The following is a 22966-nucleotide window of genomic DNA, read 5'->3' on the forward strand; positions in this document are numbered from 1 at the left end:
CGGGCCTTGCCCTTCGAGACGCCCGCCTTCCGGCGGGCCCTCAGGGTGAGGGTTTGAAGTCGGCACAGGGAAACCGGAGAAAAGATCGAAACGAAACCTCGCTCTTCATGGTCGGTGTGCACGACCCGCTTCGGTGCCAGAGCCTCATGGTGAGGAGCGCCGCGCCGATCGTGCCAGCATGAGGCGGGAAAGTCGCTCGCGGCGCGTCTCGAACCATGAGGCCCCCGCCTGCCGCGCCCCGGAATGCCACGCAGCCATGTGTCTCCGGCGTGTTTTTTCGGCTGGCGCTCGCCCGCGGCGGCCGTTAATCGATGAGACATGACCAAGACCGACACCGCCACTTCCTCCGCCGAAGCCCTGCGCTACCCCTGGGAGCAGCATCCCGGTGAGGACCAGGTCGTCGAGGTCGCGCCCGGCGTGCTGTGGCTGCGGCTGAAGCTGCCGTTCCGGCTCAACCATGTGAACATCTATCTGCTCGCCGACGGCGATGGCTGGGTCGCGGTGGATTCCGGCTTCGGCAATGAGGAGTCGATCGCCGCCTGGACGCAACTGCTCGACGGCCCTCTCAAGCATGTGAAGATCAGCCGGCTGATCGTCACCCATTCGCATCCCGACCATGTCGGGCTCGCCGGCTGGATCGTCGAGCGCTTCGCCTGCCCGCTGCTGATGTCGCAGGTCGAATACCTGCAATCGGTCTATCATCAGAGCCGCCACGCCGAGGAGCGGCGCACCGCGCAGCATCTGTTCTTCCGCCGCCACGGCATGGACGAGACCCTGACCGACAAGCTGCTCGGCCGCGGCCAGGATTATCTCAAGCGTGTCTCGGTGCTGCCGGCCTCCTACAAGCGCATCTCGCATGGCGACGAGATCCAGATCGGCAGCCGCCGCTTCAAGGTGATCACCGGCGGCGGCCACGCGCTCGACCAAGTGATGCTGTATTGCGCCGCCGACAAGCTGTTCCTGTCCGCCGACCAGGTGCTGAGCAAGATCTCGCCGAATGTCAGCGTCTGGGCGGTCGAGCCGGACCAGAACTCGCTCGGCGAATATCTGGCGTCGCTGGCGAGCCTGACCACCACACTGCCCTATGATCTCCTGGTGCTGCCCGGCCATGGCGTGCCGTTCTACGGCCTCAAGACCCGCATCAAGCAGCTCGCCGATCATCACGAGGAGCGCTGCCGGATGATCGCGGACGCCTGCCGCGACGAGACCAAGACCTCCGCGCAGCTGGTGCCGGTCGTGTTCCACAAGCACGTGCTCGACCCGCACCAGATGGGCTTTGCCGCCGGCGAGCTGATCGCGCACGTCAACTACATGCTGGTCGAGGGCCGCCTGACCGCCCGCGAGGTCGACGGCGTGCTGCACTATCGCACCACCTGAGGCTGCCGCGCGCTCGCCGCAATGCGAGCGTGGTGCTGTCCAGATCGGGCGATCCCTGTGTGAACCTTGGACAAAACGCCCAACTCCTGCCGTGGGATTCCGGCTCGACAGCCGCTCTGGAAAAGCTCTAAGAAGGCCTTAAGCCCCCGCTGCTTAGAGGGTCCGTTCCAGGCGCTGCGCTGCAGCGCAGCACGTCAGGTCTCGCGATGGACTACAGCCAGTACTTCAGTGCCGCCCTCGGTCGTCTGCATGATGAGCGCCGCTACCGGGTCTTCGCCGATCTCGAACGCATCGCCGGCCGGTTCCCGCATGCGACCTGGCACTCGCCGAGCGGTCCGCGCAATGTCGTGATCTGGTGCTCCAACGATTATCTCGGCATGGGCCAGCACCCGAAGGTGGTCGGCGCGATGGTCGAGACCGCGACCCGCGTCGGCACCGGCGCCGGCGGCACCCGCAACATCGCCGGCACGCATCATCCCCTGGTGCAACTGGAAGCCGAGCTCGCCGACCTCCACGGCAAGGAAGCGGCGCTGTTGTTCACCTCCGGCTACGTCTCCAACCAGACCGGCATCGCGACGCTCGCCAAGCTGATCCCGGACTGCCTGATCCTGTCGGACGCGCTGAACCACAATTCGATGATCGAGGGCGTGCGCCAGTCCGGCTGCGAGCGCCAGATCTGGCGCCACAACGATCTCGCCCATCTCGAGCAGCTGCTGATCGCCGCCGGCCCGAACCGGCCGAAGCTGATCGCCTGCGAGAGCCTGTATTCGATGGACGGCGACGTCGCACCTTTGGCCGCGATCTGCGATCTCGCCGAGCGCTACAACGCGATGACCTATGTCGACGAGGTGCATGCCGTCGGCATGTACGGCCCGCGCGGCGGCGGCATCGCCGAGCGCGACGGCGTCATGCATCGCATCGACATTCTCGAAGGCACCTTGGCGAAAGCGTTCGGCTGCCTCGGCGGCTACATCGCCGCCAAGGGCGAGATCATCGACGCCGTGCGCTCCTACGCGCCGGGCTTCATCTTCACGACCGCGTTGCCGCCGCCGATCTGCTCGGCCGCGACGGCCGCGATCAAGCATCTGAAGTCGTCGAGCTGGGAGCGCGAGCGCCATCAGGACCGGGCCGCGCGCGTCAAGGCGATCCTCAACGCCGCCGGCCTGCCTGTCATGGACAACGACACCCACATCGTGCCGCTGTTCGTCGGCGATCCCGAGAAGTGCAAGCAGGCCTCCGACCTGCTGCTGGAAGAGCACGGCATCTACATCCAGCCGATCAACTATCCCACCGTCGCCAAGGGCACCGAGCGCCTGCGCATCACGCCCTCGCCCTATCACGACGACGGCCTGATCGATCGCCTGGCGGAGGCCTTGCTGCAGGTGTGGGAACGGCTGGGATTGGCGCTGCACAAGAAGCCGCTCGCGGCGGAGTAGATTCGACTTGTTGTGGTGAGCCCGCACACGTCAACGCGACGGCGGTGCGCTCCCCTCCCCCTTGCGGGGAGGGGTCGGGGGTGGGGGTCCACGAGTCCCGCTGGTCGTGAGGGCCCGGGCTCACAAGCCTGCAACTATCGAAGTCAACTTCAAATGGGACGACGCGCGCCTCATTGAATTCAGCGCCCGGAGACCCCCACCCCCGACCCCTCCCCGCAAGGGGGAGGGGAGCAGACCGACCCCGCTGCGACGACGTCGGCTCTCATGTTCATGAGGCGAACGCCCGCCCTTAACGACGCCGCTGCATTCCCCCCGCCCCTGCCACATCGCTATCGCCCCACCTCCCCCAACGCGCTAAGCTCGCCGTCCAATCCCTAGGGCGGAGCGATCGAGGAGTTCGCGCGACACATGCTGCACGACTGGGGCGTGATCCTGGCCGCGTTCGGCTATATCGGGTTCCTGTTCCTGGTCGCGAGCCGCGGCAACCGGGCCGGGGGGCGGCGGCCGTCGCGGCTGGCCGGGCTGATCTACCCGCTGTCGCTCGCGATCTACTGCACCTCCTGGACGTTCTTCGGCTCGGTCGGCTTCGCCTCGCGCACCAGCGTCGATTTCCTCGCGATCTATCTCGGCCCGATCCTGATGGTCGGCGCCTGCACGCCGCTGCTCCGCCGCGTGATCCATCTCGCCAAGACGCAGAACATCACCTCGGTGGCCGACCTCGTCGGCGCGCGCTACGGCAAGAGCCAGGCGGTGGCGGCCACCGTGGCGCTGATCGCGATCATCGGCTCCGTGCCCTACATCGCCCTGCAGCTCAAGGCCGTCGCCTCCTCGCTGCAGACCATCCTGATCGACGACCGCGCCTTCGCCCATATCCCGATCGTCGGCGACATGGCGCTGATGGTGACGCTCGCGATGGCTGTGTTCGCGGTGCTGTTCGGCACGCGGCAGACCGACGCCACCGAGCATCAGCACGGCCTGATGCTGGCGGTCGCGACCGAATCGATCATCAAGCTGGTCGCCTTCATCGCCGCCGGCGCCTTCGTGACCTTCGTGATGTTCTCGCCGGTCGAGTTGATCGAGCGCGCGATGAAATCGCCGGAGGCCGAGCGCGCGCTGGAATATGTGCCAGGCATCGGCAATTTCCTCACCATGACGCTGCTGTCGTTCTGCGCCGCGATGCTGCTGCCGCGCCAGTTCCATGTCAGCGTGGTCGAGAACGCCAGCGACGCCGAAGTGTCGCGCGCGCGCTGGCTGTTCCCGCTGTATCTCGTCGCGATCAATCTGTTCGTGATCCCGATCGCGCTCGCCGGCCTCGTCACCTTCCCATTCGGCGCCGTCGACAGCGACATGTACGTGCTGGCGCTGCCGATCGAGGCGGGCTCGCAATGGCTGTCGATCCTGGTGTTCGTCGGCGGCCTGTCGGCGGCGACCGCGATGGTGATCGTCGAATGCGTCGCGCTGTCGATCATGGTGTGCAACGACATCGTCGTGCCGCTGGTGCTGCAGCGCCAGGAGGCGCAGCGCGAGATCGGCCGCGACTTCGCCGGGTTCCTGCTCGGCACCCGCCGCATCGCGATCTTCGCCATCATGGTGATGGCCTATTTCTACTACCGCGCGCTCGGCACCGCGCAGCTCGCCGCGATCGGCCTGCTGTCGTTCGCGGCGATCGCGCAGCTCGCGCCGAGCTTCTTCGGCGGCCTGTTGTGGCGGCGCGCCACCGCGCGCGGCGCGATGGGCGGCATGCTGGTCGGCTTCGCGGTGTGGCTCTACACGCTGTTCATCCCGAGCTTCCTCGACACCTCCACCGCCGGCATCCTGTTCCTGCAGCACGGCCCGTTCGGACTCGAGGCGCTCAGGCCGCAGGCGCTGCTCGGCACCGATTTGCCGCCGCTGCTGCATGGCGTGCTGTGGAGCCTGTCGCTCAATTTGCTGACCTACATCGTGCTGTCCTTGGCGCGGCAACCGTCGTCGATCGAGCTGCTGCAGGCCGATCTGTTCGTGCCGGCGGAGCTGACGCCGAGCGCGCCGAGCTTCCGCCGCTGGCGCTCCACCGTCACCGTGCAGGACATCCAGAGCACGGTCGGCCAATATCTCGGCCCCGACCGCGCCCGCGCCTCGTTCGAGGCCTTCGCGCTCCAGCGCAACATGTCGCTGGACCCGGCGGCGCCCGCCGATTTCGAGCTGCTGCGCCATGCCGAGCACCTGATCGCCTCCTCGATCGGCGCGGCGTCGTCGCGCCTCGTGATGTCGCTGCTGCTGCGCAAGCGCACGGTCTCCGCCAAGGCAGCGCTGAAGCTGCTCGACGATTCCCACGCCGCGCTGCATTTCAACCGCGAGATCCTGCAGACCGCGCTCAACCACGTCCGCCAGGGCATCGCGGTGTTCGACGCCGACCTGCAGCTGATCTGCTCCAACGGCCAGTTCGTCGATCTGCTCGGCCTGCCGCCGCATCTGGTGCAGATCGGCAGTCCCTTGCGCGAGATTCTCGAATTCATGGGCACGATCGGCGCGCCGACCTATGAGGACAGCGAGGCGCTGCTGGCGCGCCGGCTCGCCGCCTACACCACCGAGGGCGAGCCGTATCTGGAGCGCCTCGCCGACCGCCACATGGTGATCGAGGTCCGCACCAACAAAATGCCGGACGGCGGCCTCGTCATCACCTTCACCGACGTCACGCCATCGTTCGAGGCGGCCGAGGCGCTGGAGCGCGCCAACGCCACGCTCGAAAAACGCGTGCGCGACCGCACCGAGGAATTGACACGGCTGAACTCGGAGCTCGCGGTCGCCAAGAGCGCTGCGGAAGATGCCAACATTTCCAAGACCCGCTTCCTCGCCGCCGCCAGCCACGACATCCTGCAGCCGCTAAACGCGGCGCGGCTCTACGTCACGAGCCTGGTCGAGCGCCAGACCCCGGGCGAGGACTCGCGCCTGGTCGAGAACATCGACGACTCTCTCGAAGCGATCGAGGAGATCCTCGGCGCCCTGCTCGACATCTCTCGGCTCGATGCCGGCGCGATGACCCCGTCGGTGTCGAGCTTCAAGATGGCCGATCTGATGCGCTCGCTGGAGATCGAGTTCGCGCCGGCCGCGCGCGCCAAGGGCCTCGATCTGATCTTCGTGCCGTGCTCACTCCCGGTCGAATCCGACCGCCTGCTGCTGCGCCGTCTGCTGCAGAACTTCATCTCCAACGCCATCAAATACACCCCCAATGGCCGCGTGCTGGTCGGCTGCCGCCGCCACGGCACCTCGCTGCAGATCGGCGTCTACGACACCGGCGTCGGCATTCCCCCGGTCAAGCGCGGCGAGATCTTCAAGGAATTCCACCGCCTCGAACAGGGCGCGCGCATCGCCCGCGGCCTCGGCCTCGGCCTTTCCATCGTCGAGCGCATCGCCCGCGTGCTCAATCACGGCATCGCGCTGGACTCGCGGCCCGGCCGCGGCTCGGTGTTCTCCGTCACCGTGCCGATCGCAAAAGCCATCAACCACACCGCCGCCGTCACCAGTGCCACGCCGCTCGCCAAGACGCCGATCGCGGGCGCGCTGATCGTGTGCATCGAGAACGATCCGGCGATCCTCGACGGCATGCGCACTCTGCTCACCGCCTGGGACGCCGAGGTCATCGCTGTCCCCGATCCTGAATCCGCGGAAGAGGCCATCGCCGCCCGCAACGGCGCCGTCACCGGCCTCTTGGTCGACTACCACCTCGACCGCGGCAACGGCATCGCCGCGATCCGCGACATCCGCCGCCGCTTCAACGAGGCGCTGCCCGCGATCCTGATCACCGCCGACCGCAGCCCCCACGTCCGCGCCGCCGCCCGCGACGAGAACATCGCCGTGCTCAACAAGCCGCTGAAGCCGGCGTCGTTGCGCGCGCTGCTCGGGCAGTGGCGCATCCAGCAGATGGTGGCGGCGGAGTAGCCGGGCCAGCAATGACCTAGGGCACCTGCTTGACCCGGGCTGAGCCCGAGACATGCGAGTTGAGCCGCGCCACCGCGCCGTGCAGCCGCACCACCGCGCTGCCGGAAACCGAGATGTCGGCGTCCTGGCGCGGCGCGAGGTCGACATCGCCGCTGCCGCGAACCGTCACATTGGCGCGATCGGCGACCAGCCGGCCAAGATCGGCGCGCCCGGAGCCCGCCGCCTCCAACGAAATGGTCTGCGCCGTTCCGCTCGCAGTGACGGTCCCGCTGCCGCGCAGCGTAGGGCGGAGCGAGTCCTGCCTGCTGTCGGCGAGCTTAAGATGGCCGCTGCCATGCAGGTCGGCTGTGGTCGTCCCGATCGCGAGGCGGCCGAGATCGACCTCGCCGGAGCCGGCCGCCTCGACGCTCGCCTCGCGGACGCGGCCGCTGGCCGTCACAATGCCGCTGCCGCGCGCCGCGATCTGCACCGCATCCTGCTGGAGGTCGGCGAGATCGAGGCTGGCCGATCCGCTCACGGTCCAGGATGACACCGCGGGGCCGGAGAGCTGGACGACGAGATCGTCTGCCCTGAGGCAATCGAGCGTGTTGCCCCACGCGACCGGATCCCATTCAAGCTGGCCGTTGTTCAGCCGCACGTGCTCGACGATCCCGGGATCGCCCGCGACGCTCGCCTGCGGCGACGGCCCTGGCTTGAAATGCACCTGCGCCGGAATCCTGATCACGACGGCGCTGCTGCCCGACCAGCCCAGATCGACCGTGCGGCGCTCGCGCGAGTCGGCCGTGGTCGACGAGGGCATCCCGGCGCAATGGCGCGGCGTCCCTGCCCACGACCGTCCCGACCAGTTGATGCGTGTCCATGGCAGATCACCGCCATCGACCCAGTCCTGCGCCGACGCCAGCGCTGTAATGGTGCCGCACACGACCGCGATGCTCAGCGACACCGCCGCAATCCGTCCAAGCCGTCCACCCATCGCGCACCTCAGATCCGTGACTAGGCCAAATCATGTTCCGGCTTGAGCAGCCGGTAGTGCAGCCGGGCATAGTTGCCGAGCATCCTCACCGCGGCGTTGAGCGCGAGCAGCAGCAGCGCGCCGCAGCCGACGCTGCCGGCGACGAGGCCGATGCCGGCCACCGCGCGCAAGGCCATCGCGGCCATCGAGGCGAAGTGCCCGGCCTTGAAGAGACTGAGCAGCAGTCCGAGGCCAACGACGCCGAGCACGAACACGACGAGAGCGACGGCGACCGTGAAGAGCAGCACCGCGAACAGCAGCGGCAGCAGCAGCAGGATGTCGACCGTCGCCAATCCGCCGAGCGCGAGCAGCACGGTGGCGGAGTTGCCGAGGGTGCGGTGATTTTCCCAGAGACGCAGCCCAGTCTCGGCGCGCAGCTCCCGCGCCAGCCGGCGCGGATCGCCCAACGCCGCTGCGACCTCCACCTCGTCGCGTCCGGACGCGGCGGCTTCGTCGAAATAGGACATGTAGTCGGCGACGATCTCGTCGACCTCGCGCGCAGGCAACCCGGCGAGACCGTCTCTCAGGAGAGAGAGGAACGTGACGCGATCCATCAGCGGTCTCCCAGCAGTTTGTTGACGGCGTCGGCAAACGAGCGCCACTCGCGCTTCTGCGCCGTGAAAGCGGCGCGTCCGGCCGGCGTCAGCCGATAGTATTTGCGCGGCGGACCGCTGTTGGATTCCGCAAGGCGCGTTTCAACCAGCTTGTCATCCTGCATGCGCCGCATCAGGGGATAGATCGTTCCCTCGCCCATGCCCACGCCAGCGGAGAGCGAGCTGGCGATCTCATAGGCATAGCTCTCCCCCCGCGCCAACAGCGCCAGAACGCACAATTCGAGCGCTCCCTTCTTGAGCTGCACCTGCATCTGTTCGGTCATGGATGAATAGATATCACGAGGTACCTTGCGTTACAAGGTACAGATTTATGACAGGTAGCGGCGCCATGACAAGGTTGGGGCTTGGCGGGAAGCCGGCGTGCAGGCCGGCACGCGCGCCATTGGCCGCATGATCGCGCGTCCTCACGCGTTGGGAGACTCGATGGCCAGAGCAGACGAGCGGACCACGGCCGCCGCTATGCTGTCCGCGCGCTCATCCGCTCCACCAGATAGTCCACGAACACGCGCACCCGCGCCGGCGTGTTGGCGCCGCCGACGAACACCGCGTGGAAGACCTCCCGGTCGCCGGGATTGTATGCCTCGAGCAGCCGCACCAGTCGGCCCTCAGCAATCGCGTTGCCCAGGCTGAAATCGCCGACGCGGGCGATGCCGACGCCATCGCGCGCGAGCTCGGTCAGCGTGTCGCCGCTGTTGGCTTCGATGGCGCCGCGCAGCTTCAGCGCGTAGTCGACGCTGTCGCGCCGGAACGGCCACACCGGCTCGGCGCGTCGGAAGCTGAAATTCAGGCAGTTGTGGTTGTGCAGATCTTCGGGCGTCTGCGGCACGCCCCAGCGCGCGAGATAATCCGGCGAAGCCACGATGCTGCGGCCGTTGTCGCTGAGACGGCGCGCCGTGAGCGCGCTGTCGGCCAGCGGGCCGCCACGGATCGCCACGTCCGCTTGCCCCGCCGCGATGTCGACGAGGCCGTCGCCGAGATGGATGTCGACCAGGATGTTCGGATAGCGCCGCACGAACTCGCCGAGCAGCGGCACGATGCAGAGGCGGCCGTGCGAGATCGCCGCGCTGACCCGGATGCGCCCGCGCGGCGCGCCCTGGTCGGCGATCGCCTGCTCGGCCTCGTCGAGGTCGGCGAGGATGCGTCGCGCGGCGGCGAGATAGGCCTGCCCCTCGGCCGTCAGCGTCAGCGCGCGCGTCGACCGCAACAGCAGCCGCGCGCCGAGCCTGATCTCGATGCGGTCGAGCGTGCGGCTGACCGCCGATGGCGTCAGGCTGAGGGCACGCCCCGCAGCCGAGAAGCTGCCGCTGTCGGCGACGGCGCAGAACACCTCGAGATCGCGGGCACGATCGGCGCTGGCCAGCATCATCTTTGCGTCCAGATCAAAAATCCTTGGTGTGACACCCCTCTAATACCGCGAACCGCTCCAGTCTAGCTTTGCCTGCATCGACAGACCCCAAAGGAGACCACCATGACCCTGCCCCGCCTGCTGCAACGAACCGCCCTCGCCGCCACCGCGCTCATCGCGCTGGCCGGCGCAGCCCTGGCCGACGCCACCGAGGCGCCCGGCCAATTTCCGGCGAGCTTCCGCACCCAGGAGATCCCGACCAACGGCACCACGATCCACGTCCGCGTCGGCGGCACCGGGCCGGCCGTGGTGCTGCTGCACGGCTATGGCGACACCGGCGACATGTGGGTGCCGCTCGCCGCCAAGCTCTCCGCCAACCACACCGTGATCGTGCCCGATCTGCGCGGCCTCGGCCTCTCCGCCCGCGCCGACAAAGGGTTCGAGAAGGCCAACCAGGCCGAGGACATCGCCGGCGTGATGGACGCGCTGGGCGCCCGCACCGCCGAGGTCGTGGCGCACGACATCGGCAACATGGTCGCCTACGCGCTGGCCGCGCGGCACTCCGACCGGGTGACAAAGCTGGTGCTGATGGATGCGCCGGTGCCGGGCATCGGCCCGTGGGAAGAAATTTTGAAGAACCCTCTGCTGTGGCACTTCCGCTTCGGCGGCCCGGACATGGAGCGCCTGGTCGAGGGCCGCGAGCGCATCTATCTCGACCGCTTCTGGAACGAGTTCTCGGCAAATCCGAAGAACTTCCCGGAAGCCGCGCGGGTCCACTACGCGCAGCTCTACGCCGGCCCGGGCCGGATGCATGCCGGCTTCGGCCAGTTCGCCGCGTTCGACCAGGACGCGATCGACAACCGCGCCTGGCTCGCGGCGCACGGCAAGCTGACGATGCCGGTTCTGGCGATCGGCGGCGGCGCATCGTTCGGCGCCACGATGGCCGCGGTAACAAGGGCCGGCGCCGACAACGTGCAGGGGCTGGTCATCGACGGCTCCGGCCACTGGCTGATGGAAGAACAGCCGGCAGCAACGGTCGCCGCGATCGACGCCTTCCTCAACGCGCCGTCGTCGCGCTGATCTCACAGGGCCTCTCCAATCCCATGCAAGAGGACGCCGAGCATGACGACGCAGTCCCTCGACGAGGCGATTGGAGAGGCCAACGCCTCGCACAAGCCCACGGTCATCTTCATTCATGGCCTGTGGCTGAAGCCCAGTTCGTGGGACCGCTGGGCCGAGCTGTTCAGCGCGGCGGGCTATGCCGCGCTGGCGCCCGGCTGGCCCGCGGAGATTGGCGGCGCCGCCGCCCCCGAGACCATTGGCGAAGTGGCCGCCCACTTCGCCGCGATCGCAGGCAGGCTCGACCAGCGGCCGGCCCTGATCGGCCATTCCTTCGGCGGCCTGATCGCGCAAATTCTCGCCGGCCGTGGACTATCAGCCGCGACCGTCGCGATCGATCCGGCGCCGTTCCGCGGCGTGCTGCCGCTGCCGATCCCGGCGCTGCGTTCGGCCTGGCCGGTGCTGCAGAACCCGGCCAATGCCGGCCGCAACGTCAGTCTCACGCCCGAGGAATTCCGCTACGCCTTCGCCAACGCGGTGCCCGAGACCGAGAGCGACGACCTCTACGCCGCGTATCAGGCGCCGGCCCCCGGCCGCCCGATCTTCCAGGCCGCGAGCGCCAACCTCAACCCCTGGACCGAGGCCCGCGTCGACAGCGAGGCCGCGAACCGCGGACCGCTGCTGATCATCTCCGGCGAACAGGACCACACCGTGCCGCCTTCCGTCGCCCACGCGGCCTATGAGGTGCAGAAACGCAACCCGCACGCCGTCACCGAGTTCGCCCAGCTTCCACAACGCGGCCACTCGCTGACCATCGACAACGGCTGGCGCGAGGTGGCGGAGACGACGTTGAGGTTCGTGAGGCGCTTTGTGTAGCGGGTGTCGGCGGCGTGGTCGGAGGACACTCGGGCAACGGAGCCCAACTTAGGATATTTATGCTTTACGTAACTCATAATTTCTGTTAACCTATCTCCATGATTGTCGGCTACCGGGATAAAAGGACCGAGCGCTTTGCCAATGGCGAAGCCGTTAGGGAATTTTCTGGTTTTGCCAAGCAGGCTGAGATACGGCTCGACCGGCTTGAAGCTGCGACGAGTTTGAAGGATCTCGGCTCGCTACCGGGAAATCGGCTGGAGGCGCTCAAAGGCAATCGCCAAGGCCAGTACAGCATCCGCATCAACTATCAATGGCGGATATGTTTCGAATGGCCGCCCGGCTCGCCCGGCCCTGTCAATGTCGAAATCGTCGATTATCACTAGGAGGCACACCATGGCACGCGCCCCCATCCATCCGGGAGTTCATCTCGCCGAAGAGCTCGACGAACTCGGCATGTCAGCTGCGGAGTTATCGCGTCAGCTCGACGTGCCCGTCAATCGGATCACCGCGATCATCAACGGCCAGCGAGGGATCACGGCGGATACGGCGCTGCGACTCGGCCACTGGTTCGGCAGCAGCCCCGAATTCTGGCTCAACCTGCAGAAGATCTACGAACTTCGGCTTGCGCAGCGGGAGGTGGGCGAAGTTGTGAAGAAATTGCCGACACGCGCAAGGGCCGGTTAGCCGCCGTGAATCCGGGTCGATCGGCAGCAGGCTTCACATCGCTATCTCGCCAGCGACCGCAACTTCTCCAGCCTCTCACGAACCTCGATCCCGTCTAGGTTCAAGATGGGTCCAGCAGAGCCGGTGAGGACTGTGATGTTTGGCTCGCCATCTCGCAGAAAGAAGATGTAATCAGCTCCCGCCAGCAGAGGGAGCGTGCAATTGCCATATCCAAATGGTGCGCTCCTCACCCTTCCGTCCTCCGGCGGCCTTCCCTTGATGACCTCGATCGTTTGGACCGACGCTTCGATGATCTGCTTGTAGCCTCCCTTCATATCGCCTGGCGCAGGACTCTCTTGGACCGACGTGAGGTGCACGACAAGGACCGCGGAGGCGCGCGAAAACCATTCCTCCTCGGTCGCGAGCGACATGGAGGAGCAGGCAATCCCTGGCGATATTTGCACCATCCAAAGGGCGGCACATCCAATCACCAGCCCTGAGCATTGTCTCCGCGACGTCAACCTGAACATGAGATGCTCGCGATTGCCTAAAAGCGATCCAAGACCGGCATTCCAACGCCTCCGCCACCCCGGTGCGGACGCTCGAAGAAGCCGGGCGGCGCGGACGGGACGGAGTCGATGCAAGTCTTCGAGCAGCCGTGGATCAGGAGTGGAACGACATCCGTGCCCACGCGCTGCGTCGTCCAGAACAGTTGCGGGGCACTCTCGCCGAACGGCCGATCACAAACGCTGCAAGTCGAAGGAAGCAGAGATTCGATTGGACGAGACAGGGGCGGGAATGGCAGCCTCGTCCGTCGATTGCCATAAAGCGCGCGCGTGCTCATCCGGCTGTCGACAAGCTGGCTGCATCGCGTCACTTCGTAAGGCAGCCAATGCAGCGAATATGATGTGTAGACGTCCAGATTTCGCAGCGATGTCATCTGGGCGATCTCGGGCGGAAGCCGCCGCAGATGGCTGCCATACAGGCGGACGTCGGTCACCTCAGTGAGCGACGCGATTTGGGGCGGCAGCGTGATGACACGCATCCAGTCTTCCCAGGGCATGTCCGCGGAGGGCTCGAAAATGGGCGCACAGGTTCGCGCGATCCGATCGATCAGATCCGTGACCCGCTCCCAACCCGCCGCACGCCGATCCTGCGCTTCCACATGCATGTTCGGGACAAGCGGCGTTCCCTTTTTCTTCCTCACCACCAAGCAAGCACAATGCTCGCGCCGCGTTATTCGTGCAAGCGCCGCCTCGGTAACGGCACCGATCGACAACAAGCGGGGATCTTTCTGTGTCACCGGACTTGCCCTTCCCCAGCCAATGCCACGGCCGAACCTCGCGCCTCATTAGCACAGGATTGAGTTGGCACGATGTGCCGGCCGTCAATCGCATTCATCGAGACTGTCGAGGGCGAGACCGGCTCCGATCTGCCCATCATTCGGCCCGAACAACCAAGATTTTCATTTCTTTTTCCCAGAAATCATGCTATCCCTTGAGTCGTCCCGTGCCCGCCATGAGGGGCGCTTCGCGATCGTCACGAACGTGGGGTGCGGGATGCGGTGGGCGCGTCGGGTTGCAGCGGGCTTAGGGCTCGCGGACGAACGATCCGGCGCGCACGGTCAAGCCGTGTGGTCCTGGCATCCCGGTGCTGATGCCAAGTCCGTAGCGACGATGTTACGGACGACGGGGGCAAGAACGCCGGTCCCCGGGGAGAGCTCGGAGCAGCCGTCAAAACCATCGCGCAGGGAGGGCCGGGTGTGTTCGGCCAGACCTGTGGTGACTGCCGCCTGCTTTTTTTGTTGCAGGCGGGCCACGGGCGCGGCCAGCGCCCGGCCTTCCCTGCGCCCTCTATCTTGAGGAGGGCGAGTAAAGCTCAAAGCTCGGACGCTGATGGCGCCGCGAGACTGAGGAGGTGTGTCGCGATGGATCTAACAAAGACCCTGGCTTCCTGCTCAACTCGATCCTTGGCTCCCGCGCCGAAAATGCCGCTCCTCACCCTGAGGAGCGCGCCCGAGGCGCGCGTCTCGAAGGGCGAGGCCTCGGTCGGGCCTCATGGTTCGAGACGCGCCGCGCCAGAGACAGTGTCGTCATACGTCAAGATGCGTGCGGCGCGGCGCTCCTCACCATGAGGATTTAGCGCGGAGTGCGGCGCCGCAGATGGTCATGCCCAGCGTGCTTATTGAGACGATCAGCCCCTCACTTCCCGGTCGGGACATCCTGCCGCCAGGCACTTCCCGCGATCTTCGCGGCCGCAATCACCGCCTGCGTGCGGCTCTCGACGCCGAGCTTCTGCAGGATGGCCGAGACATGCGCCTTGATGGTCGCCTCGGAGACGCCGAGCTCATAGGCGATCTGCTTGTTGAGCAGCCCCTGCGACAGCATCATCAGCACGCGCACCTGCTGCGGCGTCAGCGTCACCAGGCGGTCGCGCAGCTTGGTCATCTCCGGATCGGCGCCGGCGGCGAGATCAGTGTCGGGCGGCAACCAGATTTCGCCGTCCATCACCTTCATGATGGCGTCGCGCAGGACGTCCACGCCGAAGCGCTTCGGAATGAAGCCGGAGGCGCCGAAATCGAGCGAGCGCCGGATCGTCGCGCCGTCGTCGCTGGCCGACACGATCACCACCGGAATCGCCGGATATTGCGCGCGCAGGTAGATCAGGCCGGAAAAGCCGGAGATGCCGGGCATCGTCAGGTCGAGCAGGACGAGGTCGACCTCGGAATCCTTCTCCAGCAGCGCGGTCAGGTCGTCGAACGAGCCGGCTTCGTCGATCACGGCCTCGCTGAGCACGCTCGCAACGGCTTGCCGCAGCGCGTTGCGGAACAGCGGATGATCATCGGCAATGACGAGATGGGTGGTGGCAGTCGCCATGAATCCTGACTTGACCAATCCTGACTTGAGCAATCCTGACCTGATTTCTCGCTGGCGACGCCATGCTGCATCTGCACGCTCGCCGACCTCTTGCGGAAATACTCGCCCGGCCACCGGTTGCATGCAAGCATGCAATTCCACTTGCGGAGAAGGCAGTTAATCCACGCCTTGTGCAACGCAACATCACTAGCATGGCGACCGCACAACGAACTTGATCCGCCGCAATGTCCCCATCTTTCCGATCGCGCGCCGCAGGCAGGGCCGAAAGTCGTATTGGGGCGGGTTTCACTGCAATGTTACTGAAGGCGTAAGGCCTCCGCGACGTCAGCCGTCCAAGTCCGGCATGCGGAGACGAAGCCATCATCACAACGATCTTGGGGAGCGAATGCCAATGTCAACAATGGTCGCCACACCAGCGAGAACGGGAGGCATGACGAAGGACGAACGCTTCGTCATTCTGGCTTCCTCGCTCGGTACTGTCTTCGAGTGGTACGACTTCTACCTGTACGGGTCCCTGGCCTCGATCATCGGCGCGCAGTTCTTCTCCGCCTATCCGCCGGCCACCCGCGACATCTTCGCCCTGCTGGCCTTCGCCGCCGGCTTCCTGGTCCGCCCGTTCGGCGCCATCGTGTTCGGCCGCATCGGCGACATCGTCGGCCGCAAATACACCTTCCTCGTCACCATCCTGATCATGGGCTTGTCGACCTTCGTCGTCGGCATCCTGCCGAACGCCGAGACCATCGGGTTCGCGGCGCCGGTGATCCTGATCGGTCTGCGCCTGCTGCAGGGCCTCGCGCTCGGCGGTGAATATGGCGGCGCCGCGACCTACGTCGCCGAGCACGCTCCGATGGGCAAGCGCGGCTACTACACATCGTTCATTCAGACCACCGCGACGATGGGCCTGTTCCTGTCGCTGCTGGTCATCCTGGCCACCCGCACGATCATCGGCGAGGCGGACTTCGCCAAATGGGGCTGGCGCGTGCCGTTCCTGGTGTCCGTGCTGCTGCTCGGCATCTCCGTCTGGATCCGTCTGCGCCTGAACGAGTCGCCGGTGTTCCAGAAGATGAAGGAAGAGGGCAAGAGCTCAAAGGCGCCGCTGACGGAGTCCTTCGCCAACTGGAGCAATGCCAAGATCGTGCTGCTGGCCCTGATCGGCGGCACCATGGGCCAGGGCGTGGTCTGGTACACCGGGCAGTTCTACGCGCTGTTCTTCCTGCAATCGATCCTGAAGGTCGACGGCTACACCGCCAACCTGCTGATCGCCTGGTCGCTGCTGCTCGGCACCGGCTTCTTCGTCTTCTTCGGCGTGCTGTCGGACAAGATCGGCCGCAAGCCGATCATCATGGGCGGCTGCCTGATCGCGGCGCTCACCTTCTTCCCGATCTTCAAGATGATCACCACCAACGCCAACCCGGCGCTGGAGAAGGCGATCGAGGCGACGAAGGTGGAAGTGGTGGCCGATCCCGCTGGTTGCGGCGACCTGTTCAACCCGGTCGGCACCCGCGTCTTCACCGCGCCTTGCGACACCGCCCGCGCCTTCCTCGCCCAGTCCTCGGTCAAGTACTCGACCGTTCCTGGCCCGGCCGGCTCCGGCGTGAAGGTCACCTTCAACGGCAAGGAAGTGCCCTACACCGACGCCAAGACGGGTAACCCGGCGCTCACCGCGGCGATCGGCGAGGCTGGCTATCCGAAGGCGGGCAACCCGGCGATCGTGAAGATGGCGCATCCGTTCGACATCTTCCGTCCGCAGGTCGCAGCGATCATCGGCCTGCTGCTGATCCTGGTGATCTTCGTCACCATGGTCTACGGCCCGATCGCGGCGATGCTGGTCGAACTGTTCCCGACCAAGATCCGCTACACCTCGATGTCGCTGCCCTATCACATCGGCAACGGCTGGTTCGGCGGCCTGCTGCCGGCCACCGCCTTCGCGATCGTGGCCTCGACCGGCGATATCTATGCCGGCCTGTGGTACCCGATCACGTTCGCAGTGATCACGGCGGTGGTCGGCTTCCTGTTCCTGCCGGAGACCAAGGACGTCGACATCCAGGCGAAGTAATCAGTCAGGCGAGCGGCATCCCCGCTCGCCTCGCTTTCTCAGTCGAACGAACGGCCGCGGATCGCTCCGCGGCCGTTCCGCATTTCAGCCGAGGGGTTTTCTCTTTTGAGGTCAAACCGCGCCGACGAACTGCAGCACCACCTCGCGGGCGTGCGGCCGCGCGCGATGCTCGATCAGATAGATCGCCTGCCAGGTGCCGAGCAGCATGCGGCCGTCCCGCACCGGCACCTGCAGCGACACCGAGCTCAGCATCGTCTTGACGTGGGCGGGCATGTCGTCGGGGCCTTCGGTGTCATGCACCCAGCCGGCATCCTCCGGCGCGAGCCGCGACAGCGCGGTGGTGAGATCGCGCAGCACGGTCGGATCGGCGTTCTCCTGGATCGTCAGCGACGCCGACGTGTGGCGGATGAAGACCGTGACCGCGCCTTCGGCCGCAACGATCTCGCGCAGGAAGGCCTGGACGTCGCGCGTGAGGTCGGTGAAGCCGCGGCCGGCGGTCTGCACTATCAAGCTCGATGTCACGACGCTGTTGATGGCGACGCGCGACGGCGTCGCCCGCGTGATCGATCCTGCAGCCATACGTTTTGCCTCACCTGTCCAAGCTCAGATCCTGCCCGAGACGTCCTTCTGCACCCGGTTGGCCATGTCGAGCAGCCGGCGCCAGGCCTGCTCCAGAAAACCCATCATGCGGTCCATGTCCTGGTCGCTCGGCAACGGGATCTCGAGCTTGCGCGTTCCATCGGCAGACTTGGAATCCGATTTGGAATCCGACGCTTTGGGCTCGGCCTTCTTCAACTGATCCGACTTGGGCAGCGCCTGGTCCTTCGGCAGCGGCTCGTCGATCTTGCCGGAGATGCTCTGGTCGCGCGAGGCGAGTTGAGCCTTCAGCTTCTCATTCTCCGCCTGCAGCCGACCGATCTCGGCATCCAGCGCCGCGCGTTCGTCGGGGACGGCGTAGCAAGCCCAGCCGGAGCCGGAATTGTTGTTGCAGGTCGAGACCGCGCCGGTCCGGGTGTCGAGCCGGACCACGCCATCGGGCGTCGTCGACATCGTGTAGCGGCCCTTGTCGCCGTCTGGCGCGGCGTCATCGGCCCATGCGGGCCCGCCCAGGCCACCGAACGCCAAAAGGACCAAGAAGAGGACCAAGGGAACCAGGAGAGGCTGCCGATAGGGTTGCATGAGATTCATGACTGGCCGAGCCTCCAAGGCGCCACGACGCGCGATTCAGGACGGCGGCCATGCACGCCTGCATTGTGTCGACGCCATGACATTCCGCTCCGTGCGATGAGCTGCCACAGGCCGAACCGCCGTTCCCGACGTAGGCGTGACGCATGCGGATTTCAACGCGGCGGCGGGTGGTGCAGGCGGCGCAGGCCTGGAACCAACGTCATGCGCGCGCGTCGCGCAGGCGCGGTGGTGACCGCGCCGATCGGAGCAGCATTGCAACTGCACAGAACACTGTTGATGCGGCGCGGTGACACGTCGGCCCGATCTGACGAAAAAGCCGAGAAAACGAGCAAATTCAGGCATCTAACAGTTCAACACGCAATCTTGACTTGGGGGGATGCGGTCAGTATGGTCCGCGCGGCTTTAAAGGGCGATGGGGCGCTATTTCCTGAAACTCGCAGCAACGGCTCGGGTCTCCACACATGGCGGACAAGCACATGGCGGATGGCACGAACGAGCGCAGCGGACACGGAGATCGCGACAAGTCGCCCGATGAGGTTGCGCTTTCCGCAAGGCTCGGAAGTCTCGACCAACGGTTGTCCGAATTTCGCGACGGCCGAAAGGTAGGGGCTGATCAACCTGGAAACAGCGGCGGTGACACTGCAGCCCGGGCTTCGGCCATGGCGCGTGGCCTGCGACTGTCCTCCGAGTTGATCGCCGGTGTCCTCGTCGGCGCGGTGCTTGGCTGGGGCTTCGACCGCTTGCTGTCGACATCGCCCTTCGGATTTATCGTGTTTTTCCTGCTCGGCTTCGCCGCCGGCGTGTTGAACGTGGTCAGATCTGCAGGCGTCGCCCCCGACAGGCCCCGCCAATGAGATCCGTGCGGAAGACCTCAGGGCGGAAGACCAACGAGTGAATTGCAAAGCGCCGGCGTGGCCGGTGAACAACTGAGACGCCACGCGGATGATCGATCCGATCCATCAATTCCAGCTTAACAAGATCTTCACGATCGGCCATATCGGCAATCAGGAGATCGCCTTCACCAATTCGTCCGCGTACATGCTGCTCGCGGTCGTGCTCATCGCCGTCATGATGATGGCCGCCGGACGCGCGCTCGTCCCGGGCCGGTTCCAGTCGATGGTCGAGCTGTCCTACGAGTTCGTGGCCAACACCATCAGAACCAGCGCCGGCTCGCACGGCATGACGTTCTTCCCGCTGGTGTTCTCGCTGTTCATGTTCATCTTCGTCTCGAACATCGTCGGCATCATTCCCTACACCTTCACCGTCTCCAGCCACATCATCGTCACCTTCGCGCTGGCGCTCCTGGTGTTCCTGACGGTCATCATCTACGGCTTCTACAAGAACGGCCTGAAGTTCTTTAAGCTGTTCGTGCCCTCCGGCATCCCTGCGGTGATCCTGCCGCTGGTGGTCGTGATCGAAATCATCTCCTTCTTCTCCCGCCCGATCTCGCACAGCGTCCGTCTGTTCGCCAACATGCTGGCCGGCCACGTCACCTTGAAGGTGTTCGCGAGCTTCGTGACCATGCTCGGCGCGCTCGGCTTCGTCGGCAAGGTCGGCGCGCTGCTGCCGCTCGGTCTCACGGTCGCCCTGACCGGCCTCGAGCTGATGGTCGCGTTCCTCCAGGCCTACGTCTTCACGATCCTCACCTGCATCTATCTCAACGATGCTATCCATCCGGGCCACTGATCCGGCCCTCTCTACCTAACCTCTCAAAGGAGTTCGTCATGGATCCGGTCGCAGCGAAGTACATTGGCGCGGGCATTGCCTGCATCGGCATGGGTGGCGCGGGTGCCGGCATCGGCATCATCTTCGGCAACTACCTGTCGGCTGCTCTGCGCAACCCGTCGGCCGCCCAGGGCCAGTTCGGCAACCTGATTTTCGGCTTCGCGGTGACCGAAGCGCTCGGCATCTTCTCGCTGCTGATCGCCCTGCTCCTGCTGTACGCCGTCTAAGACGGCCTGAGCCGGACAGGAGAAGCCCGTGGCTGAAAGTCATGGTGAGGCCAAGGGCGGCGCGGCCAAGGGCGGCGCAAGCGCCCATACCGAGGCCGATGGCGGACATGGGTTTCCTCCGTTCTCGAAGGAAACCTTTCCCTCCCAGATCGTCTCTCTGGTGATCGCCTTCGTGGCGCTGTACGTGATCGTCTCGCGTGTGGCGCTTCCGAAGGTCGGGGCTGTCATCGACGCCCGACAGAAAGCGATCGACGGCGACCTGGCCGAAGCGCAGCGGCTGAAGGATGAATCCGAAGCCGCAATGAAGGCGTATGAGACCGAGCTGGCGACGGCTCGTGCCCGCGCCCAGGCGATCGGTGCCGAGACCCGCGACAAGCTCGCGGCCTCCTCGGATGCCGAGCGCAAGGCGCTGGAAGACAGCCTCGCCGCCAAGCTCGCGGCGGCCGAGACGTCCATCGCCACGACCCGTGCGACCGCAATGAGCAATGTCCGTGGTATCGCCTCGGATGCCGCCAGCGCGATCGTGCAGCAGCTCACCGGCAAGGCCCCCGCGGCCAAGACGGTGGAAGCTGCGGTCGATGCATCGTTGAAGGGAACAGCCTGATGCATTTGCTCGCTGATCCGGAAACCTGGGTTGCGATCGCTTTCGTGATCCTGATGGGCCTGTTCGCCTATCTCGGCGTCCACCGCATGGTCCTGAAGGCGCTCGACCACCGTGCCGAGCGCATCAAGAACGAGCTGGACGAGGCCAAGCGGCTCAAGGACGAGGCGGCCAAGGTGCTCGCCGACTACAAGACCCGCCGCGCCAGCGCCGAGCGTGAGGCCGAGGAGATCGTCACCAGCGCCAAGGCGGAAGCCGAGCGCATCGCGGCGGACGCCAAGGCCAAGATGGAAGACTTCGTCGCCCGTCGCACCAAGGCCGCCGAGAGCAAGATCGCCCTTGCAGAGGCTCAGGCTCTGGCCGATGTCCGGGCCGCCGCGGCAGACGCCGCCGTCCAGGCCGCCGCGACCGTGCTGTCGCAATCGGTCAAGGGCGCTCTCGGCGAAGACCTCGTCGCCAAGGGCATCGCCGAAGTCAGCCGCAAGCTGAACTGAGCGGCGCCCCAAACATTCAACATCTTTCAAGAGGCCGGTGCTCCGCACCGGCCTTTTGCTTTTCCAAACCTCTCTCCGCCGTCGCCCCCGCACCCGTGGAGGTCATCACTTCCGCTTCTTGCCGCGCTCCGGCGCCAGCGCCTGCGGATCGAAGCCGATGTAGAAGACGTAATTGTCGGCGTTGGAGCCGGGCGGCGGCACCGGATAGACCATGTCCTCGGCCACGATCGTGAACGGCACGCTGCCGTCGGCGGTCATCTGCACCGTGGTCCGGTAAGCCTTGGTGGCGATCACCTTCTCGCCGATGCCGCCCTGCACCACCGCGATGCGCATGGGGATATCGACCGTCGCGGGCGCGCCGGCCGGGCCGGCCACGACACGGCCCTGGATGCCGATCTTGCCGATGATCTCGGCGCCGTTGAGGTTGCACTCGCGCGCGGTCTTGGTGATCGACGCCTGAAATCTGACGTCATTGCCGACCGCCTGCTTGCCGGGCGCGGCCACCGAATAGGTCGAAGCTCCCGCGCGGATGTTCACGGGCGGGCAGGTCAGCCCATCCGTGGGATCGTCCGGCGGCCCGCCGCTGGCCGGCAGATTGGACTGGCCCTTGTCATCCGAACCGCCGCCGAACAGGCTCTTGAACCGGTCGGTCAGCGATTGCGCCGCGGCCGGCGGCGCGGCGCCCGTCGCGCCCAGGGCCAGAAGCAGGGCGGCCAGTGTCCCAACCCGAATCACACATGTCTGTCGCATTCTCGAAATCCCCGGCATCTCGGTCGTCCGGCCCCCCACGCGCACTGGCGATCCTAGCGGAACATGGGGCAGCCGCACTGGCCGTCTATACCCATTTCAGAGCGCCGGACCAGCCCCGATCCGCGACCTCCCGACGCCCGCCCGATCACAATTCAGCCCCTGAAATCCTCCTGCAGCAGGCCATAGAGGTAGTGGTCCTGCCAGACCCCGTTGATGCAGAGATAGCGCCGCGCCAGCCCTTCCCGGGTGAAACCGCACTTCTCGAGCACACGGATGGAGGGCGTATTGGTCGGAATGCAGGCGGCCTCGACCCGGTGCAGATTGAGCTCGCCGAACAAGGTCGGCAGCAGCAGCTTGAGCGCCGTGGTCATGTAGCCGCGATGGGCATGCGGCTGCCCCATCCAATAGCCGATGGTGCCGGCCTGCACGATGCCGCGGCGGACATTGGCCAGCGTGATGCCGCCCAGCATGGCGCCATCCTGCTCGCGGAAGACGATGAACGGATAGGAGCGGTCGGCCGAGATGTCCTCGGCATAACGGCGAAGCCGGCGGCGGAAGCCGGAGCGCGTCAGGTCGTCGGACGGCCAGATCGGCTCCCACGGCGTCAGATATTCGCGGCTGATCTCGCGCAGCCGCGCCCATTGCGCGTAATCGGCCATCTGCGGCGAACGCAGCAGCAGGCCGTTGCCGCGCGGAGCGAGCGCAGCCGGTCCACTGGACGGTAGACGGAACAGGGCCATCGGTGATGC

The 22966-nt window shown here is 66.0% G+C and carries 24 protein-coding genes; 13 read left to right on the plus strand and 11 right to left on the minus strand.

Annotation, left to right across the window (positions count from 1 at the left end; translation table 11 throughout):
* Positions 1–318: 318 nt before the first annotated feature.
* The 3 genes from ACQR1L_RS02740 to ACQR1L_RS02750 all read left to right on the plus strand — a co-directional run bounded on the left by ACQR1L_RS02740 (position 319) and on the right by ACQR1L_RS02750 (position 6731).
* Positions 319–1377, plus strand: coding sequence for an MBL fold metallo-hydrolase (locus ACQR1L_RS02740; protein ID WP_434856368.1), 1059 nt, complete (start codon positions 319–321; stop codon positions 1375–1377).
* A 206-nt stretch (positions 1378–1583) separates the two neighbouring features.
* Positions 1584–2813, plus strand: coding sequence for a 5-aminolevulinate synthase (gene hemA / locus ACQR1L_RS02745; RefSeq protein ID WP_434856369.1), 1230 nt, complete (start codon positions 1584–1586; stop codon positions 2811–2813).
* A 408-nt stretch (positions 2814–3221) separates the two neighbouring features.
* Positions 3222–6731 (plus strand): PAS domain-containing hybrid sensor histidine kinase/response regulator, encoded by a 3510-nt coding sequence (locus ACQR1L_RS02750; RefSeq protein WP_434856370.1) that lies wholly within the window; start codon positions 3222–3224, stop codon positions 6729–6731.
* A 16-nt stretch (positions 6732–6747) separates the two neighbouring features.
* On the opposite strand, the gene ACQR1L_RS02755 is transcribed toward ACQR1L_RS02750, so the two are convergent.
* The 4 genes from ACQR1L_RS02755 to ACQR1L_RS02770 form a co-directional block, all read right to left on the minus strand.
* Entirely contained in the window at positions 6748–7704 is a 957-nt protein-coding gene (locus ACQR1L_RS02755) for a GIN domain-containing protein (RefSeq protein ID WP_434856371.1), read from the minus strand.
* Between the two features lie 20 nt (positions 7705–7724).
* A complete protein-coding gene (locus ACQR1L_RS02760) occupies positions 7725–8297 on the minus strand; it encodes a DUF1700 domain-containing protein (protein WP_434856372.1) in 573 nt (190 codons plus the stop codon).
* Entirely contained in the window at positions 8297–8620 is a 324-nt protein-coding gene (locus tag ACQR1L_RS02765) for a PadR family transcriptional regulator (protein ID WP_434856373.1), read from the minus strand. The genes ACQR1L_RS02760 and ACQR1L_RS02765 overlap by 1 nt, the downstream gene beginning before the upstream one ends.
* A gap of 194 nt (positions 8621–8814) precedes the next feature.
* A complete protein-coding gene (locus ACQR1L_RS02770) occupies positions 8815–9723 on the minus strand; it encodes a LysR family transcriptional regulator (RefSeq protein WP_434856374.1) in 909 nt (302 codons plus the stop codon).
* Positions 9724–9825: 102 nt separating this feature from the next.
* On the opposite strand from ACQR1L_RS02770, the gene ACQR1L_RS02775 reads away from it, so the two are divergent.
* From ACQR1L_RS02775 to ACQR1L_RS02790, 4 genes are all read left to right on the plus strand, one after another.
* A complete protein-coding gene (locus ACQR1L_RS02775) occupies positions 9826–10782 on the plus strand; it encodes an alpha/beta fold hydrolase (protein ID WP_434856375.1) in 957 nt (318 codons plus the stop codon).
* Between the two features lie 42 nt (positions 10783–10824).
* On the plus strand, positions 10825–11637 hold the full coding sequence (locus tag ACQR1L_RS02780) for an alpha/beta hydrolase (RefSeq protein WP_434856376.1): 813 nt from the start codon (positions 10825–10827) through the stop codon (positions 11635–11637).
* Between the two features lie 98 nt (positions 11638–11735).
* Entirely contained in the window at positions 11736–12020 is a 285-nt protein-coding gene (locus ACQR1L_RS02785) for a type II toxin-antitoxin system RelE/ParE family toxin (protein ID WP_434856377.1), read from the plus strand.
* Between the two features lie 10 nt (positions 12021–12030).
* A complete protein-coding gene (locus tag ACQR1L_RS02790) occupies positions 12031–12321 on the plus strand; it encodes a HigA family addiction module antitoxin (protein ID WP_434856378.1) in 291 nt (96 codons plus the stop codon).
* Between the two features lie 41 nt (positions 12322–12362).
* On the opposite strand, the gene ACQR1L_RS02795 is transcribed toward ACQR1L_RS02790, so the two are convergent.
* The 3 genes from ACQR1L_RS02795 to ACQR1L_RS02805 all read right to left on the minus strand — a co-directional run bounded on the left by ACQR1L_RS02795 (position 12363) and on the right by ACQR1L_RS02805 (position 15176).
* On the minus strand, positions 12363–12731 hold the full coding sequence (locus ACQR1L_RS02795) for a hypothetical protein (protein ID WP_434856379.1): 369 nt from the start codon (positions 12729–12731) through the stop codon (positions 12363–12365).
* Between the two features lie 116 nt (positions 12732–12847).
* A complete protein-coding gene (locus ACQR1L_RS02800; protein ID WP_434856380.1) occupies positions 12848–13582 on the minus strand; it encodes a hypothetical protein in 735 nt (244 codons plus the stop codon).
* Between the two features lie 919 nt (positions 13583–14501).
* Positions 14502–15176 (minus strand): response regulator, encoded by a 675-nt coding sequence (locus tag ACQR1L_RS02805; RefSeq protein ID WP_434856381.1) that lies wholly within the window; start codon positions 15174–15176, stop codon positions 14502–14504.
* A 385-nt stretch (positions 15177–15561) separates the two neighbouring features.
* On the opposite strand from ACQR1L_RS02805, the gene ACQR1L_RS02810 reads away from it, so the two are divergent.
* Positions 15562–17232, plus strand: coding sequence for an MFS transporter (locus ACQR1L_RS02810; RefSeq protein ID WP_434856382.1), 1671 nt, complete (start codon positions 15562–15564; stop codon positions 17230–17232).
* A 111-nt stretch (positions 17233–17343) separates the two neighbouring features.
* Here the strand turns inward: ACQR1L_RS02810 and ACQR1L_RS02815 are convergent, their stop codons facing one another.
* Positions 17344–17811, minus strand: coding sequence for a secondary thiamine-phosphate synthase enzyme YjbQ (locus ACQR1L_RS02815; RefSeq protein ID WP_434856383.1), 468 nt, complete (start codon positions 17809–17811; stop codon positions 17344–17346).
* Between the two features lie 24 nt (positions 17812–17835).
* Positions 17836–18420, minus strand: coding sequence for a hypothetical protein (locus ACQR1L_RS02820; protein ID WP_434856384.1), 585 nt, complete (start codon positions 18418–18420; stop codon positions 17836–17838).
* A 476-nt stretch (positions 18421–18896) separates the two neighbouring features.
* Between ACQR1L_RS02820 and ACQR1L_RS02825 the strand changes: the two genes are divergently transcribed.
* The 5 genes from ACQR1L_RS02825 to ACQR1L_RS02845 all read left to right on the plus strand — a co-directional run bounded on the left by ACQR1L_RS02825 (position 18897) and on the right by ACQR1L_RS02845 (position 21467).
* A complete protein-coding gene (locus ACQR1L_RS02825) occupies positions 18897–19274 on the plus strand; it encodes an AtpZ/AtpI family protein (protein ID WP_434856567.1) in 378 nt (125 codons plus the stop codon).
* Between the two features lie 88 nt (positions 19275–19362).
* Entirely contained in the window at positions 19363–20106 is a 744-nt protein-coding gene (locus ACQR1L_RS02830; RefSeq protein WP_434856385.1) for a F0F1 ATP synthase subunit A, read from the plus strand.
* 38 nt (positions 20107–20144) lie between these two features.
* Entirely contained in the window at positions 20145–20372 is a 228-nt protein-coding gene (locus ACQR1L_RS02835) for a F0F1 ATP synthase subunit C (RefSeq protein WP_006615622.1), read from the plus strand.
* 28 nt (positions 20373–20400) lie between these two features.
* Positions 20401–20976, plus strand: a complete 576-nt coding sequence (locus ACQR1L_RS02840; protein ID WP_434856386.1) for a F0F1 ATP synthase subunit B family protein — start codon at positions 20401–20403, stop codon at positions 20974–20976.
* The gene (locus ACQR1L_RS02845; protein WP_434856387.1) at positions 20976–21467 is read left to right on the plus strand and encodes a F0F1 ATP synthase subunit B family protein; all 492 of its coding nucleotides are present in this window, start codon (positions 20976–20978) and stop codon (positions 21465–21467) included. The genes ACQR1L_RS02840 and ACQR1L_RS02845 overlap by 1 nt, the downstream gene beginning before the upstream one ends.
* Positions 21468–21572: 105 nt before the next feature.
* Here the strand turns inward: ACQR1L_RS02845 and ACQR1L_RS02850 are convergent, their stop codons facing one another.
* Both ACQR1L_RS02850 and ACQR1L_RS02855 read right to left on the minus strand, forming a co-directional pair.
* Entirely contained in the window at positions 21573–22184 is a 612-nt protein-coding gene (locus tag ACQR1L_RS02850) for a hypothetical protein (protein ID WP_434856568.1), read from the minus strand.
* A gap of 185 nt (positions 22185–22369) precedes the next feature.
* On the minus strand, positions 22370–22957 hold the full coding sequence (locus ACQR1L_RS02855) for a GNAT family N-acetyltransferase (protein WP_434856388.1): 588 nt from the start codon (positions 22955–22957) through the stop codon (positions 22370–22372).
* Positions 22958–22966: the final 9 nt, after the last annotated feature.

This window comes from Bradyrhizobium sp. HKCCYLR20261, from assembly GCF_051168435.1.
Lineage (GTDB): Bacteria > Pseudomonadota > Alphaproteobacteria > Rhizobiales > Xanthobacteraceae > Bradyrhizobium.